Source organism: Asanoa siamensis (genome assembly GCF_016862555.1).
GTDB lineage: Bacteria > Actinomycetota > Actinomycetes > Mycobacteriales > Micromonosporaceae > Asanoa > Asanoa siamensis.
Window position 1 is genome coordinate 71831 of record NZ_BONE01000009.1, and the last position, 15194, is coordinate 87024.

Sequence of the window (15194 nt, forward strand, 5' to 3'; positions counted from 1 at the left end):
CTTCAACTCCATTCGACATTGGGTGAGGCGGAGGGCGTCCAGGCCGGCTCCCGCCAGAGGTCGGCCAGCGCGGTGCGCAGCGAGAGCCGCGGCTGCCAGCCCAGTGCGGAGCGGGCGGTGCCGACGTCGGCGCACTGCCACGGCACGGCGGCCGTGCGGGCCGAACCGCCGCCGTCGTGGTGCACCTCGCCGTGGTAGCCCGCCACGGCGACGAGCGTGTCGACCAGTTCCTTCACCGCGGTGGCGCGGCCGCTGCCGACGTTGACCACCGGCGCGGTCAGCGCGTCGGCCTCGGTCGCGGCGACGACCGCGTACGCGACGTCGCGCACGTCGACGAAGTCCCGGACCGCGTCGGTCGGTCCGACGCGCACAGCGCCGATGCCCGCACCCGTGCGCGCCCGCCGGACCTGGGCCACCAGGTCGCCGGCCAGGCTGCCCGCCGGCGCACCGGGACCCACCGGGTTGGTGACCCGGAGCACCACCGCGTCGACCCCCAGCGCGCGGGCCGCTGTCACCACCCGGGTTCCGGCGAGCTTCGACAGGCCGTACGCGCCGACCGGTGCCGCCGGATCAGTCTCGACGCTGTGCCGGCCCGGCTCCACCCAGCCGTACTCGGCGGCCGAGCCCACGTGCACCAGGCGGACCGGCCGCCCGGCCGCGGCGGCGACCAGCCCGGCCGGGATGTCGATGTTGGCGGCCGCGAGGGTGGGCAGGTCGGCCCGGGTCGCGCCGGCGCAGTTGACCAGCACAGCCGGGCCGCCCGCGCCGAGCAGCGCGCCGAGGGCGGCACCGCCGGGATCCGCGAGGTCGAGGCTGTGGTGCCGCGGCGACCAGGACGGCCGGCGCCGGCCGACGGTGGTGACCCGCGCACCCCGGTCGGTCAGCGCCTGCCAGACGTGCCGCCCGAGGAAGCCGGTCGCGCCGGCCAGCAGGACGCGCATCAGGCCCCCTTCAGCAGGGTGCCCTTGACCGAGTCGAACTCGGCGTTGGCCCGGTCGTAGTCGTCGGGTCGCCCGATGTCGAGCCAGTAGCCGTCGAAGGGATATTCCCCCGGCGGCTCCGACCGGGCCAACAGATCCAGCACCAGGTCGTCGAAACCGAACGGCATGCCCAGGGTGTACGGCTCGAGCGTGCGCCGGCTCAGGCCGTACACGCCCATGCTGACCCTGTAGTTGATCGTCGGCTTCTCGACGAAGTGCACCACCCGGCGGTCGACGGTCGAGAGCACTCCGAAGTCGATGACCACTTCCCGGGCGTACGTCGCGACCGTCAGCGGGGCGTTCTGGGCGCGGTGGTGGCGCAGCACGTCGGCGAAGTCGATGTCGGTGAGCACGTCGCCGTTCATGACGAGGAAGTGCTCGGGCAGCCGGTCCAACATCGTGCGGACCGGGCCCATCGTGCCGAGCGGGGTGTCCTCGGTGACGTAGTCGACGGACATGTTCCACCGGCTGCCGTCGTTGACGAACGCCCGGATCAGGTGGCCGAGATAGCCGATCGCCAGGGTGACGCTGGAGAAGCCCTGCTGCGCGAGTTGGGCCAGGACGATCTCGAGGATGGAGAACTGGTCGCCGATCGGCACGAGCGGCTTGGGCAGCCGGCTGGTGTAGGGCCGCAGCCGCACTCCCTTGCCACCGGCGAGGATCACCGCGTGCAGGCCGCTCACCGCTCGTACCTCCCGGGCCGGTAGCCGGCGAGGTTGGCCGGGTCGCGGAACCAGGCGATCGTCGCCCGCAGGCCGGCGGCCCGGTCGACGGCCGGCGCCCAGCCGGTGCGCTCGCGCAGCTTGGTGGCGTCGCTGACGAGGCGCAGCACCTCGGAGTCCTTGGGACGGACCCGGCGCGGGTCGGCGACGACCGTGGCGTCCGCGGCCATCAGGCCGACGATCTCCGCGGCCAGGTCGCCGATCGACACCTCCGCACCGGTGCCGGCGTTGAACGCCTCGCCGACCACCGCCGAGGCGGGCGCCGCGCCGACGGCCAGGAAGGCGGCGACGGTGTCGGCGACGTACAGGAAGTCGCGCGTCGGCTCCAGTGCGCCGAGCCGGATCTCGCGGGCGCCCGCCGCGAGTTGGCTGACGACCGTCGGGATGACCGCGCGGGCCGACTGGCGGGGGCCGAACGTGTTGAACGGCCGCAGCGTCACCGCCGGCACCTCGAAACTGAGGTGGTAGGACTCGACGAGCTTGTCGGCGGCGACCTTCGACGCCGCGTACGGCGACTGCGCCTGGATCGGATGGCTCTCGTCGATCGGCACGGCGCGCGCGGTGCCGTAGGTCTCGCTGGTCGACGTGTGCACCAACCGGGTGACACCGGCCGCGCGCACCGCGTCGAGGACGTTCAGGGTGCCGAGCACGTTCGTATCCACATAGGAGCGCGGCGACTCGTAGGACCAGGGGATCGCGATCAGCGCGGCCAGATGGTGCACCGTGTCGGCGCCGCGCACCAGCGCCGCGGCCGACGCCGGGTCGCGCACGTCGCCGGGCCGCACGTCGACCTCGGCCAGCACGTCGGCGTCGAGCGCGTCCAGCCAGCCCCACGAGCCGAACGAGTTGTAGAGGACCATCGCGCGCACGCGTGTGCCCCGGCGCACCAGCGCCTCCACGAGGTGCGAACCGATGAAGCCTTCGGCACCGGTGACCGCCACGAGCTCCGCCATTCCCATACGGTCACACGCGCCGATCCGCGGCGGCTTCTCCGCACGTGCGCTGTCGATCCGCCGCCGCGGCCGGCCGCACGCAGGAAGATGTCGGCCCCGATCCCGCTGCGTAGCGTGAACAACCGATCGAGCCGCCCCCGACAGGCTCGACATCCGATCCACATAGGACCCCTGCTGGAGGTCATGTCCATGTCAGAAGCTGTGTGCCCGTACCGTCTCGACGACCAGGGCGCCGACACTCACGGTGAGACGAAGCGTCTCCGCGAGCAGGGCCCGATCGCGCGGGTCGAACTCCAGGACGGCGTGCTGGCGTGGTCGGTGCACGACTACGCGGCCGCCAAGCAGATCATGGGTGACGAGCGGTTCTCGAAGAACCCGCGGAAGAACTGGCCCGACTACATCAACGGCGAGATCTCCAACGGCTGGCCGCTGATCACCTGGGTCGCCATGGACACGATGGCGACGCAGGACGGCAAGGACCACTCGCGGCTGCGCAAGCTGCTGCTCAAGGCCTTCACCGAGCGCCGCGTGGAGGCGATGAAGCCGCACATCTGGAAGACGGTCCACGACCTGTTCGACAACATGGACGCGGCCGCCGAGAAGAGCGACGTCATCGACCTCAAGGGGCTGTTCCACGCCGAGCTGCCGACGCGGCTCATGTGCGACCTGTTCGGCGTGCCCGTCGAGCGGCGGCAGGAGGTCCTCGCCGGCGGCCACAAGAACATCGACACCCGGATCTCGGCCGAGGACGCCGAAGCCAACCTGGACCAGTGGCAGGAGGCCATCTCCGACCTGGTGCAGTACAAGAAGCAGCACCCCGGCGACGACCTCACCAGCGGCATGATCGCCGCGAAGGAGGAGGACGGCTCGCGGCTGTCGGACTCCGAGATGATCGGCACCCTGCACCTGCTGCTGGGCGCCGGCTCCGAGACGCTGGTCAACGCGCTGGCCCACTCGTCGCTGTTCCTGCTCACCAACACCGACCTGCGCAAGAAGGTCATGTCCGGTGAGATCTCGTGGGAGGACGTCTGGGAGGAGACGCTGCGGGTCGAGTCGCCCGTCGCGCACCTGCCGTTCCGGTACGCGACCGAGGACTTCGAGGTCGCCGGGGTGAAGATCGCCAAGGGCGACCCGATCCTCATCGACTTCGCCGGCATCGGCCGCGACCCCGCCATCCACGGCGAGACGGCCGACGAGTTCGACCCGCTGCGCGCGGACAAGACCCACCTGTCCTTCGGCCACGGCGTGCACTACTGCCTGGGCGCGCGGCTGGCCAAGCACGCCTGGATGATCGGCATCCCGGCGCTGTTCGAGCGCTACCCCGACATGGAGCTCGCCGTCCGCCGCGACGAACTGGTCGGCCAGGGCAGCTTCGTCGTCAACGGGCACGCCCAGCTCCCGGTCCGCCTGAAGGCGCGGGTCGCGGCGACGGCCTGACGCGCGGTTTCCCCCTCTGGGCGCCCTACGGCCACGGCGGTAGGGCGCCCATCCATCGGTAAGGAGAGTCGAAGATGTCTGATCGCACCGCGGTCGAGGACCACGGCGTCGCCCCCGAGGGTCTGCCCCTCGACGACGACTACACCGGGCCGCGCGACCTGGAGATGCACACCGTCACGTCGGCCGACGGCACCACGATCGCGTACGAGATCGTCGGCGCCGGTGAGCCGGTCGTGGTGATCGGCGGCGGCCTCAACGACCGGGCGATGTTCACCCCGTTCGCGTCGATCCTGTCCGACCGGTTCAAGGTCTACAACTACGACCGCCGCGGCCGGGGCGACAGCGGCACCGGCGACGCCAAGCGGTACACGCTCGAGCGCGAGGTGGAGGACCTGGCGGCCGTGCTGGACGCCGTCGGCGAGCCGAGCCACGTGTTCGCCAACTGCACCGGGGGCATGATCGCCATCCACGCGGCGGCGGCCGGCGTCCCGATGATGAAGCTCGGCATGTACGAGCCGCCGTACAACTCGCCCAAGGCGACCCAGGAGCAGATGGACCAGCTCGAGAAGTTCATCGCCGAGGACCGCAAGGAGGAGGCCGTCACGCTGTTCGCCCGGGACATCGTGCGGTTCATCACGCCGGAGACCCTCGAGCACTTCAAGCTCCACCCGGCGTGGCAGGCGTTCCAGACGATGGCGCCGTCGACGATCTACGATGCCATCATCAGCGCGCACCACACCAACATCCCGTTCTCGCTGCTGCCGCAGGTGACGGTGCCGACGCTGATGCTCAGCGGTCGGGACAGCTCCGCGGCGATCCAGGAGGCCTGCGGCATCGTCGCCGAGGGCATTCCGGACTGCACGCTGATCCGGCTCGAGGGCGAGGGTCACCTCTTCAACCAGAAGACCGGTGCACCGATCTTCGCGGACTTCTTCGCCTCGTGAGCGAGCAGCACGGCGGGTGCCCGGCGCGACTCACGGGCACCCGCGTCGGTTTGGACATGGCCGAGGACGTACGCAGGTGGCGGGAGGGCGGGGAACGTGGCCGGGTGACGACCGCGTTCGGCCACGAGGCGACCTACGTGGCCCGGTACGACGACGTCCGTACGCTGCTGGCCGACTCACAGACGTTCCAGATCGGCACGGTCCCGCCGCCCCCGGTGCTCGCCGAGCGCGGCTACGACCTCGAGAAGGTGGCCCGCCGCAACGCCGGCAACCTCATCGTGATGGACCCGCCGGAGCACACCCGGCTGCGGCGGATGGTCATCTCGTGGTTCACCCCGCGACGCGTGGAGCGGATGCGGCCGCTCGTCGTCGACATCATCGAGCGGGCGCTCGACGCGATGGAGGCGGCGGGTCCGCCGGTCGACCTCCTGCCGATGTTCGCGAAGACCGTGCCGGTGATGGCGATCTGCGAGCTGCTCGGCATCCAGGAGTCCGAGCGGGAGCGGTTCCGCAGCCGGGCGGCCCGGGTCGCCGGCCCGTCGAGCCCGCTGGAGGAGCTGCGCCGGCTCGGCGACGCGCAGTGGATCACCCACGAGCTGATCGCCTACCGGCGGCAGCACCCGAGCGACGACGTGATCGGGATGCTGTTGCGCGAGCACGGGCCGGGCTCCCCGGCCGACGACCTCACCGACGACGAGATCGTCGGGCTCGGCAACGCGCTGCTGGTCGCCGGGCACGAGACCACCACGCAGATGCTGGCGCTGGGCACGCTGGCCCTGCTGCGCCACCCGGCCCAGCTCGCGCTGGTGCGCGACGACCCGTCGCTGGTGGCGGGCGCGGTGGAGGAGCTTCTTCGCTACGTCGGCGTGATGCACGGCGCGTTCGTGCGCCGGGCCGCCCGTGACACCACCCTGGGCGACCTGTCGATCAAGGAGGGCGAGCTGCTGCTGCCCGCGTTGGCGGCCGCCAGTCGGGACCCGAAGCTCGTCGACGACGGCGACCGGCTCGACGTGACCCGGCCGCCGTCGAGCCACGCGGCGTTCGGCCACGGCCCGCACTTCTGCATCGGCGCGCCGTTGGCCCGGCTCGAGCTGCGGGAGGCGTTTCCGCGGTTGCTCCGGCGGTTTCCGACGCTGCGCCTGGCGGTGCCGGAGTCCGAAGTGGATTATTCCGACGACACGGTGGTCTACGGGCTGCGCAGCCTGCCGGTCACCTGGTGAACACAAACGGACCCCGAGCCCGCGTGGGCTCGGGGTCCGACGCTGTCAACGGTCAGGGGCCCATCAGACCGACGGCGTTGCCGTCGAGGTCCTTGAAGACGCAGATCTTGTTGCGGCCGGGCACCTCGACCGGGTCGAAGACCCGCGTCGCGCCGAGCTTCTCGGCCTTCTCGATCGCGGCGTCGACGTTGTCGACCGGGAAGTAGACCACGAGGCCCGTGTAGGGCGCGTCGGGGCCGGCGCTGCCGATGCCGCCGGTGGCCTCGCCGTGCTTGTCGACGATGAGCGAGTAGGAGTCGTCGAGCGTCTGCACCTTCCACCCCAGCAGCTCGGCGTAGAACGCGCGGGCGCGGTCGGAGTCGGGAGTGGACAGATCGAACCAGCCGGGGACGTTGGAGCCTTCGGGTTCCTTGATGTCTACGCTGTCTACATCAGCCATGTGGTTACTTTACAACGGCTTCCCGGCGCCCACCACTCGACGACCCGAACGATGCGGAAAGGCCGGACGCCGCTCCCCGGGGGGAGTGGAGCGGCGTCCGGCCAGGGTCGAGGTCAGCGGGTGGCTTCGACCATCTCGGCGGTCGGGTCGCGCAGTTCGGCGCTGACCTTCTCCATCAGCGTGAGGATCAGCACGCCGCCCAGCACCATCAGGCCGGCTCCGATCTGGAACGCCAGCACGTAGCCCGACGTGACGGCCAGGTTGGGCTCGGTGCCCGACATGATCTCGCCGGTCGCGTGCCGCATGGCCAGCGTGACCAGGACGGCCAGGCCGAGGGCGCTGCCGACCTGCTGGGCGGTGCTCTGCACGCCGGACGCGAGGCTGGAGTCCTGCGCGGTGACGCCGTGCAGGGCCGCGTTGGTGGCAGCGGGCATGGTGGCGCCGGCGAACACACCGAACACGATCATGCCCGGCAGCATGCCGCCCACGTAGCTGCTGTCGACGCTGATGAAGCTGGTCAGGAACAGGCCGACGCCGGCGCCGATGAAGCCGATCGCGGCGACCAGCTTGACGCCCAGCTTCGGGGTCAGCGCGGTGCCTAGGCCGATGCCGGCGCCGATCGAGAAGCCCAGCGGCAACCAGGCCAGACCGCCCTGCAGCGGCGAGAACCCGAGGATGTGCTGGGCGAACAGGGTCAGCATGAAGGTGTACGAGATGAACGCCGCCATGTAGAACAGCGAGGTCACGTTGATGACCGAACGCGTACGGTTGGCGAAGAACTCGAGCGGGATCAGTGGATGCGCGGCCCGCCGCTCGACGATGACGCACGTGAGCAGCAGGGCGACGCCGGCCAGCAGCGGGAGGATCACCCGTGCCGTGCCCCACGGGTGCTCGGCCGCCTGGAGCAGGCCGAAGACGATGGCCACGAGACCCGTGGTCAGGGTGGTGGCGCCGACGACGTCGAGCGACTGGCCCTTCGCGCGGACCATCCGGCTCTCCGAGACCAGCCGCGGCAGGATCAGCAGCACCAGCACGGCCACCGGGACGTTGACGTAGAAGATCCAGCGCCAGGACGCGAGGTCGGTGAGCAGCCCGGAGATGACGTAGCCGAGCGTGCCGCCGAGCGCGACCAGGCCGCCCCAGAGGCCCAGCGCCTTGGTGCGCTCCTTGGGGTCGGTGAACATCAGCGCGATCAGACCCAGCGAGGCCGGCGCGGCGATCGCCTCGGCGACACCCTGACCCAAACGACCGATGATCATCATGGGCTGGTTGACGGCGGCACCGCAGATGACCGACGAGACGAGGAAGATCGCCACACCCGTCAACAGCAGCCGCCGCCGGCCGTAGAAGTCGGCCAGCCGGCCACCCAGCATCAGCAGGCCGCCGGCCATCAGCACGTAGCCGTTGACCACCCAGGTCAGCCCGGCCTCCGAGAACCCGAGCGAGTCCTGGATGCGGGGCAGGGCGACGTTGACCACCGTGATGTCCAGCAAGATCATGAACTGGAGGCCACACAACAGGGCCAGCGCGCGCCAGCGGCGCGGGTCGAGCTCGGACGTCGGGGAGTCGGGCTGGACTTGCCCGTCACCTTTGCGCGACTCCGCCGGCGACACCTCGGCGGACTCCGCCGGCCGGCGCGAATTTACGGTGGACACGATCTTTCTCCCTCGATGATCGGCTCGTCAGGTGTCGGGCGCATGATCGGATGGAGAAGGCGTAGTGTCTGAGAGGTGAGTGTCTACGCTGTCCACATCCACCATGTTGACACCGTACAACACGAACGGGGAGGTTTTACAACGATGGTGCGTGCGGCACGCTCCTATCATCACGGTGACCTGCGGGCCGCCCTGGTGGAGGCCGGTCTGAAGCTCGCCCGCACGGGTGGGATCGGCGCGCTGGGCGTCCGCGAGCTCACCCGATCGGTGGGCGTGACGCCCAACGCCGCCTACCGGCACTTCGCCGACCGTGAGGCGCTCGTGCTGGCGATCGCCGTCGAGGCGCAGGACCGGCTGGCCCAGACCATGCTCGACCGGATGAAGGCGATCCGCGCCGACGCCGACCCGGCAGACCGGGCCCTGGCGCGGCTCCGCGCCGTGGGCGAGGGCTACGTCCACTTCGCGATGGCCGAGCCGGGCTGGTTCGAGCTCGCCATCCTCACCCGCGACGAACCGGGCGACGACAGTCCACAACCGACCATCGAGTCCCGGGTGGCGCCGCCCTACCAGTTGCTGGTCGACGCGCTCGACGGCCTGGTCGAGGCCGGCGTGTTGACCCCCGCGCAACGGCCCAACGCCGAGGTCGCCTGCTGGTCGACCGTGCACGGCTTCGCCGACCTGGCCACCCGCGGACCGCTGCGCGCCCAGGACCCGCCGATCCTCGACGCACTGGCGACCTACGTGGTCGACACGATCATCGCCGGCGTGGCCGCACCGCCCCGCTGACGCCGTCACCGGGCCGTCAGTGCGCGCCAGCCGCTCAGCGTCAGCCCGAGATCCGCGACCTCGGCGCGCAGGGCCGGGTTGGTCAGCGCGTCGAGCTCCTCCTCCCAGCGGTAACCCCAGGCGTAGCGCGCCCGGTCCGCGGCCGACGGCGTACCCGGATGGCAGTTGATCTCGATCACCGGCGCCGGGCCCGCCGCCAACCGGGTGACCAGCTCCCGCGCCCGGTCCAGGGTGAGGCCACCGGCCTCGTCCAGCCCCCCGTACGCCGCCGGGAACGCGAGCCCGGCAGCGCGCAGCCGGCCCGCGAGCGCGCGGCTCCAGTGCCGGATCCAGGCGCCCTGCGGGCCGCGGGCCGCACTCGTCGGCAGCCGGACGGCCGGGATCCCGCGTTCCACCGCCAGGTCTGTCACGATCCGCCCGACCGGCGGGAAGAGGTGCAGGTGCTGGTGCGTGTCGACGTGGGTCAGGGTGAGCCGCAAATCGCGGGTGAGCCGGTCGAGTTGCGCCGCGAACTCGCGGCGCACGTCGGCCGGGTCGACCCGGCCGGTGACCGCGGCCAGCAGGAACGCCCGCCAGCGCAACGGGAACCGGCCGCGCCGGTCGACCAGCGTCGGCACCTCGCGCGGCGACAGCAGCGGCGGGTCCTCGCCCACCAGCGCCAGGTGTGCGCCGACGTCGAGCGCGGGCCGGTCGCGCAGCCACCCGGCCGCCGTGCCGACCGCGGGGCCCACCGCCAGGACCGACGTGCCGGTCACCACGCCCCGGTCGTGTGCGGCCAGGACACCGCGGGACAGCTCCTCGCTCAGCCCGTAGTCGTCGGCGTTGACGATGAGCCGCCGGGTCACGTGTCGCGCCCCCGGGTGCGGGCGAACACCCAGTGCCGCAGCAGCGTGAACCGGGCCAGGGTCGCCAGCGCGTCGCCGGCCAGCAGCACCACGACCTCCGAGAGCCGGCCGATCCCCGCGCCGACCGCCCACAGCGCGGCGCTCATGAACAGCAGGCTCAGCGCGAACGCCACCCCGCCCTCGACCTGATGTCGCAGCGCACCCTTGCGGCCGCGGACACCGAAGGTGATCCGGCGGTTGGCGGCGGTGTTGATGATCGTCGAGAGCAGCAGCGCCACGGCGTTGGCGGTCACCGGCGACAGGAACTCGCGCAGCCCGAGATAGAACAGGACGTGCACCAGGCCGGTGAACGCGCCGATGGCGGCGAACCGCACGAACTGGTAGGCCAGGCCGGTCGGGACGCGGCTGCGGCGCAGGTGCGGCGGGAGCGCGACGTTGAGGTCGCCGCTGAGCTTGCGGCGGCTCATCCGGACGATCCCGCGCAGCATGTCGAACACCGTCCGCCGGACGTTGACGGAGCTGTCGGGGTCGTCGAGGCAGTCGATCGGCACCTCGTGGATCCGCAGGCTGTGCTGCTCGGCCACGCAGAGCAACTCGGTGTCGAAGAACCACTCCCCATCGTGGACGACCGGCAGCAGCGCCTGCACCACCTCCCGCCGGCCGGCCTTGAACCCGCACTGCGCGTCGGAGAAGCGCACCCCGAGGATCATCCGGAGCAGGAAGTTGTACGTGCGGGACAGTCCCGCGCGCTTCATCGACCGGCGCACGCTCGACGAGGGTGCGTGGCGCGTGCCGATCGACAGGTCACTGTGGCCGGACGCGAGCGGCGCGATCAGCGGCAGGAAGCCGTCGAGGTCGATCGACAGGTCGGCGTCCATGTAGCAGACGATGTCGGCGTCGCTGGCCGCCCAGACCTCCCGCAGCGCGAGGCCCCGGCCGCGCAGGTCGATGTGCACGTAGCGGACCTCGTCGAACTCGTCCTCGAGGCGCCGCGCGATGTCGGGGCTCGCGTCGGTGGCCCCGCTCTCGGCGATCGTGATGCGAAACCGGTACGGGAAGTGCTGCACCAGGTAGGCGTACAGGCGACGGACGCTGGCCTCGAGAACCCGTGCCTCGTTCTTGATGGGGATCACGATCTCGGTCAGCAGCGTCCGGGTCGGCGCGATCGGTCGCTGTGCGGTGGCGGTCATGCGGCGCGGCCCCTTACCTCGGACGATGTACAACCAGCGTCGGCACCGCGACCGCCCGCGGCATCCTCCACAGTGCGCGGTCTGCCGGCACTCTCGAAGACGACGGGCGGGCCGGTGATCGGCCAGACTGGCGGCGATGCGTCCGCGTCCGGGAGGGAGCGACCGTGCCGGAGTCACCCTGGCTCGACGCGTGGAACCGCGGCACCGACGTCTACGTCAGCGACCGCCACAAGGACCGCCATTTCCGAGCCATGGCCGACGGCATGATCGCGTTGCTGCCGCCCGGCGCCAAGCGGGTGCTCGACTACGGCCCGGGTGACGCGCTGTTCGCGGGCGATGTCGCCGCGGCGAGCGGCGAGGTGATCCTCTGCGAGGCCGCCGACAGCATCCGCGCGCGCCTGCACGAGCGGTTCGCGGACCATCCGGCCGTCTCGGTGATCGGGCCCGCCGGGCTCACCGAGCTGCCGGCCGGCTCGGTCGACCTGGTCGTCACCCACTCGGTGGTGCAGTACCTGACGCCGGCGGAGCTCGACGCGTTCCTCGCGACGGCCGCCCGGCTGCTCAGCCCGACCGGCCGGCTGGTGATCAGCGACATCGTCCCGTCCGGGGTGCGGCTGTTCGCCGACGCGTGGGAGCTGCTGCGGTTCGCCGCGCGCGACCGGTTCCTCGTCTCCGCCGTGGTCGCCATGGCGGGCGTGCTGGTGTCGCCGTACGCTCGGCTGAGACGGCAGTTCGGCCTCGCCCGCTACGACGAGCAGGAGATGATCCGGCGCGCCGCCGCGGTCGGTCTCACCGGCGCCCGACGCGCCACCAATCTGGGCAATGACCAGACCCGATGGGCATTCGAGGCGCGCCATCCGCACTCGTGAAACTTGGACAGACGCGACGTTCTGCCATACTGTGGCGGCTGACGCCAAATCGCGGTGGCCGCTGTTGACGGCGGTTCCCATGTCGCATTCACGATCCCAGCCCTATCCGGAGGACAGGACCATGGCTACGGCAGAGAAGCCCACCGAAAAGATCGACGCCAAGTTCACCGCACCGATTCTGGCGGACGGCGCGTTCGCCACGTACATCGAACTCGCCGGCTCCCAGGACGTGCTCGGCACGCGCAAGCCCGTCAAGGTCAGCGGCACCATCGACGGCCACCCGTTCGACGCGACGCTGATGCCGTCCGGCAACGGCCCGCACTGGTTGCCCGTCCGGGCCGCGCTGAAGAAGACCGTGGGCAAGGAGGCCGGTGCCGAGGTGCTCGTCCACCTGACGGCGCGGCGCTGAAGCTGCGAAAAGGGCCCCTCGCCGGTCGGCGAGGGGCCCTTTTCGGTCAACCGCGGAGCACGCGGGCGATCATCCCGGGCTTCATCAGCGCGGTGGGCGGATCGACCAGCCCGGCCGCGCGCAGGAACGCGGTCGACAGGGTGCCGTCGTCGCGGGTGGCGGCCGCCTGCAGGCGCGGAATGTAGGCGTTGCCCATCCAGGTCTTGAGCGTCCGCCTGCCCTCCACCTCGGGGAAGCCCAGGTCGGCACCGGCGGACATGTCCCACGGCGCGTCGATCACCTTGGACAGGCCGCGGAAGAAGGCCGCCGGCGTGGGCTCGCCGCCCTCGAGCGACTGGCGCAGCACCAGCGACTCCATCGCCGCCACGGTCATGCCCTGGCCGTAGACCGGGTTGAACACGCAGGCCGCGTCGCCCATCACCAGGAAGCCCGCGGGATGGCGGGACTGGCGCTCGTAGTGGCGGCGGATGCTGGCCGGGAACCGGAACTGCATCGGCGGGCCCATGGGCTCGGCGTCCCGCACCGCCTTGTGGATCTCCGGCACCGGCAGCGTCTCGACGTAGTCCAGGAAGCCCTTCATGTCGGTCGGCGGCCGGTCACCGAGGATGCCGGTCAGCGAGATCGCGTACCGGTCGGGCAGCCGGGCGAAGATCGCGCCCCGCCGGATCGCCGGCGTCGCGACCGGGATCAGCGCGATGTCGTCGCCGATCGGGTCGTACGCCAGCGGGCCGTGGAAGTCGCACGTGGTGTAGGTCAGGTCCATCTTGACCTGCTCCTCCCGCACCTGCGGGTAGCCGAGCTCGACCAGCCACCGAGGCGTACGCGAGCCGCGGCCCGTGGTGTCGACCACCAGGTCGGCCTCGATCAGCTCCGGCTCGCCACCCGCCCGCGGCTGGACCCGTACGCCGGTGATCCGCGACCGGTCGGCCGAGGCGACGATGCCGAGGATGTCGGTGCCCTGGCGCAGCGTGATCGACGGAAGCTGCCCGATCCGCCGGCGGATGCGGTGCTCGAGCAGCGGCCGGCCGGCGGCGACACAGGTCAGCCCCGTCTCCGCCTTCTTGATCATCTCACCGTTGAAGTACCAGCTCAGGCTCGTGCCGAAGTCACCGACCGGCACACCGATGCTGACCAGTTCGGCGGTGAAGCCCGGGAACAGCTCGTCGAGGATCTGCTTGCCGCGGGCGAGCAACGCGTGGATGTGGTGGCCCTGCGGGATGGCGCGGCGCGGGCCCGTCACTCCGTCGACGTCGTCGCGCTCGACCACGGTGACCGTGCGGTAGAAGTCGGACAGCACGCGGGCGGCCAGCGAGCCGCCGATGCTGCCGCCGAGGACGACCGCGTGGTCGCCGACATAATTAGGCACTGCGACCCTCCGGAATTGATGGCGATCTCATTTGCCGAAATCAAACTAACGACTCGTACGGGCGCGCGATTCTTTCAGGATGCTCAATGCCTCTGCTGGCCTTTCGAGCGCCCGGTGCCGGTCGCTAACGTCATCGGCGAGCCCCGAAAACGGGGCATTTCTCATTGTGTTCGTGCGCAGAGGAGCGGTTGATGGAACCATTCCGCATCGAGATTCCCCAAGCCGACCTCGACGATCTGGGGCAGCGGCTAGCGGCCACCCGTTGGCCGGCCGAACAACCCACGGTCGGCTGGGAGCGGGGCGTGCCACTCGACTACCTCAAGGAGCTCGTCACCTACTGGCGCACCACCTACGACTGGCGGCGGGCCGAGGCGCGCCTCAACGCGTTCCCGCAGTTCACCACGACGATCGACGGCACCCGGCTGCACTTCCTGCACGTCCGCTCGCCCGAGCCCGACGCGATCCCGATGATCGTCACCCACGGCTGGCCCGGCTCGGTGGCGGAATACCTGGACGTGATCGGCCCGCTCACCGACCCGCGCCGGCACGGCGGTGACCCCGCCGACGCGTACCACCTGGTGATCCCGTCCCTGCCCGGGTTCGGCTTCTCCGGCCCGACCAACGAGCCGGGCTGGACGATGCCGCGGATCGCCGGCGCCCTGGCGCGGCTGATGGCCCAGTTGGGCTACGAGCGCTACGTGACCCAGGGCGGCGACGTCGGCGCCTGGATCAACCTCACGCTGTCCGGTGTGGACTTCCCGCACGTGTGGGGCACCCATGTCAACTTCCTCGTCACCCCGCCCTCCGGTGACCCGGCCGAGATGGCGGGCCTGAGCGAGCAGGACCTGGGCCGGCTCGGCGCGCTCAGCCGGTTCGCGGCCGAGGGTTCCGGCTACATGAAGCTCCAGTCGACGCGCCCCAACACCGTCGCCTATGGACTGACCGACTCTCCCGTGGGGCAGCTCGCCTGGATCGTCGAGAAGTTCAAGGAGTGGACCGACTCCGAGAAGGCGCCCGAGGACGCGGTCGACCGGGACCACCTGCTGACCAATGTCATGATCTACTGGCTGACCGGCACGGCGGGCTCGACGGCCAACTTCTACTTCGACAACGCCGACGTGATGCCGACCGCGCCGACGCCGCCGCCCCCGCCGCCGGTGCTGCCGACGCCGTTCGGCGTGGCGGTCTACCCGCGAGACCCGGCACCGCCGATCCGGTCCTTCGCCGACCGCGGCTTCTCCAACATCGTCCACTGGGCCGAGTACGACCGCGGCGGCCACTTCCCGGCGATGGAGGAGCCCGACCTGTTCGTGGCGGACCTGCGCGCCTTCGGCCGCAAGCTACGCGGGCTCGGCTGAACGACGGCACGAGAAGGGGCC

General features: G+C 71.1%; 15 protein-coding genes. 7 read left to right on the plus strand and 8 right to left on the minus strand.

Annotated elements, in window-relative coordinates:
* Nucleotides 1-2 precede the first annotated feature (2 nt).
* From Asi02nite_RS08155 to Asi02nite_RS08165, 3 genes are read right to left on the minus strand one after another with little or no spacing between them, the layout of a single operon-like run.
* Nucleotides 3-941: an NAD-dependent epimerase/dehydratase family protein gene (locus Asi02nite_RS08155; RefSeq protein ID WP_203711557.1), complete on the minus strand. Its 939-nt coding sequence runs from the start codon at nucleotides 939-941 to the stop codon at nucleotides 3-5.
* Entirely contained in the window at nucleotides 941-1663 is a 723-nt protein-coding gene (locus Asi02nite_RS08160) for a sugar phosphate nucleotidyltransferase (RefSeq protein ID WP_239126563.1), read from the minus strand. The genes Asi02nite_RS08155 and Asi02nite_RS08160 overlap by 1 nt, the downstream gene beginning before the upstream one ends.
* Entirely contained in the window at nucleotides 1660-2655 is a 996-nt protein-coding gene (locus Asi02nite_RS08165) for a GDP-mannose 4,6-dehydratase (protein ID WP_203711558.1), read from the minus strand. Before Asi02nite_RS08165 ends, Asi02nite_RS08160 begins: the two co-directional genes overlap by 4 nt.
* A gap of 189 nt (nucleotides 2656-2844) precedes the next feature.
* Between Asi02nite_RS08165 and Asi02nite_RS08170 the strand changes: the two genes are divergently transcribed.
* The 3 genes from Asi02nite_RS08170 to Asi02nite_RS08180 all read left to right on the plus strand — a co-directional run bounded on the left by Asi02nite_RS08170 (nucleotide 2845) and on the right by Asi02nite_RS08180 (nucleotide 6256).
* Nucleotides 2845-4092, plus strand: coding sequence for a cytochrome P450 family protein (locus Asi02nite_RS08170; protein ID WP_203711559.1), 1248 nt, complete (start codon nucleotides 2845-2847; stop codon nucleotides 4090-4092).
* A gap of 74 nt (nucleotides 4093-4166) precedes the next feature.
* Nucleotides 4167-5036: an alpha/beta fold hydrolase gene (locus Asi02nite_RS08175; RefSeq protein ID WP_203711560.1), complete on the plus strand. Its 870-nt coding sequence runs from the start codon at nucleotides 4167-4169 to the stop codon at nucleotides 5034-5036.
* A 104-nt stretch (nucleotides 5037-5140) separates the two neighbouring features.
* Nucleotides 5141-6256, plus strand: coding sequence for a cytochrome P450 (locus tag Asi02nite_RS08180; RefSeq protein WP_239126564.1), 1116 nt, complete (start codon nucleotides 5141-5143; stop codon nucleotides 6254-6256).
* A gap of 52 nt (nucleotides 6257-6308) precedes the next feature.
* Here Asi02nite_RS08180 and Asi02nite_RS08185 read toward each other — a convergent pair whose 3' ends face one another.
* Nucleotides 6309-6695, minus strand: a complete 387-nt coding sequence (locus Asi02nite_RS08185; RefSeq protein WP_203711561.1) for a VOC family protein — start codon at nucleotides 6693-6695, stop codon at nucleotides 6309-6311.
* A gap of 113 nt (nucleotides 6696-6808) precedes the next feature.
* Nucleotides 6809-8350: an MFS transporter gene (locus Asi02nite_RS08190; protein WP_203711562.1), complete on the minus strand. Its 1542-nt coding sequence runs from the start codon at nucleotides 8348-8350 to the stop codon at nucleotides 6809-6811.
* A gap of 144 nt (nucleotides 8351-8494) precedes the next feature.
* Between Asi02nite_RS08190 and Asi02nite_RS08195 the strand changes: the two genes are divergently transcribed.
* On the plus strand, nucleotides 8495-9136 hold the full coding sequence (locus Asi02nite_RS08195) for a TetR/AcrR family transcriptional regulator (RefSeq protein ID WP_203711563.1): 642 nt from the start codon (nucleotides 8495-8497) through the stop codon (nucleotides 9134-9136).
* 5 nt (nucleotides 9137-9141) lie between these two features.
* On the opposite strand, the gene Asi02nite_RS08200 is transcribed toward Asi02nite_RS08195, so the two are convergent.
* Nucleotides 9142-9981, minus strand: a complete 840-nt coding sequence (locus Asi02nite_RS08200) for a ChbG/HpnK family deacetylase (RefSeq protein WP_203711564.1) — start codon at nucleotides 9979-9981, stop codon at nucleotides 9142-9144.
* The gene (locus Asi02nite_RS08205; RefSeq protein WP_203711565.1) at nucleotides 9978-11171 is read right to left on the minus strand and encodes a glycosyltransferase; all 1194 of its coding nucleotides are present in this window, start codon (nucleotides 11169-11171) and stop codon (nucleotides 9978-9980) included. Before Asi02nite_RS08205 ends, Asi02nite_RS08200 begins: the two co-directional genes overlap by 4 nt.
* Nucleotides 11172-11335: 164 nt before the next feature.
* Here Asi02nite_RS08205 and Asi02nite_RS08210 point away from each other — a divergent pair, with 164 nt between their 5' ends.
* A complete protein-coding gene (locus Asi02nite_RS08210; RefSeq protein ID WP_203711566.1) occupies nucleotides 11336-12040 on the plus strand; it encodes a class I SAM-dependent methyltransferase in 705 nt (234 codons plus the stop codon).
* A gap of 121 nt (nucleotides 12041-12161) precedes the next feature.
* Complete coding sequence (locus Asi02nite_RS08215) at nucleotides 12162-12449, plus strand: DUF1905 domain-containing protein (protein ID WP_203711567.1); 288 nt, start codon at nucleotides 12162-12164, stop codon at nucleotides 12447-12449.
* A 46-nt stretch (nucleotides 12450-12495) separates the two neighbouring features.
* Here the strand turns inward: Asi02nite_RS08215 and Asi02nite_RS08220 are convergent, their stop codons facing one another.
* Nucleotides 12496-13815 carry an FAD-dependent oxidoreductase gene (locus Asi02nite_RS08220; protein WP_203711568.1) on the minus strand — a complete coding sequence of 440 codons (1320 nt, stop codon included), beginning with the start codon at nucleotides 13813-13815 and terminating at the stop codon, nucleotides 12496-12498.
* 191 nt (nucleotides 13816-14006) lie between these two features.
* Here Asi02nite_RS08220 and Asi02nite_RS08225 point away from each other — a divergent pair, with 191 nt between their 5' ends.
* Nucleotides 14007-15173, plus strand: a complete 1167-nt coding sequence (locus Asi02nite_RS08225) for an epoxide hydrolase family protein (protein ID WP_203711569.1) — start codon at nucleotides 14007-14009, stop codon at nucleotides 15171-15173.
* Nucleotides 15174-15194: the final 21 nt, after the last annotated feature.

Excerpts from the sequence above, each read along its gene's own strand:
- Asi02nite_RS08155 (WP_203711557.1), bottom strand. The coding sequence starts at position 941 with ATGCGCGTCCTGCTGGCCGGCGCGACCGGCTTCCTCGGGCGGCACGTC.
- Asi02nite_RS08165 (WP_203711558.1), bottom strand. The coding sequence starts at position 2,655 with ATGGCGGAGCTCGTGGCGGTCACCGGTGCCGAAGGCTTCATCGGTTCG.
- Asi02nite_RS08170 (WP_203711559.1), top strand. The coding sequence starts at position 2,845 with ATGTCAGAAGCTGTGTGCCCGTACCGTCTCGACGACCAGGGCGCCGAC.
- Asi02nite_RS08175 (WP_203711560.1), top strand. The coding sequence starts at position 4,167 with ATGTCTGATCGCACCGCGGTCGAGGACCACGGCGTCGCCCCCGAGGGT.
- Asi02nite_RS08185 (WP_203711561.1), bottom strand. The coding sequence starts at position 6,695 with ATGGCTGATGTAGACAGCGTAGACATCAAGGAACCCGAAGGCTCCAAC.
- Asi02nite_RS08195 (WP_203711563.1), top strand. The coding sequence starts at position 8,495 with ATGGTGCGTGCGGCACGCTCCTATCATCACGGTGACCTGCGGGCCGCC.
- Asi02nite_RS08205 (WP_203711565.1), bottom strand. The coding sequence starts at position 11,171 with ATGACCGCCACCGCACAGCGACCGATCGCGCCGACCCGGACGCTGCTG.
- Asi02nite_RS08215 (WP_203711567.1), top strand. The coding sequence starts at position 12,162 with ATGGCTACGGCAGAGAAGCCCACCGAAAAGATCGACGCCAAGTTCACC.
- Asi02nite_RS08225 (WP_203711569.1), top strand. The coding sequence starts at position 14,007 with ATGGAACCATTCCGCATCGAGATTCCCCAAGCCGACCTCGACGATCTG.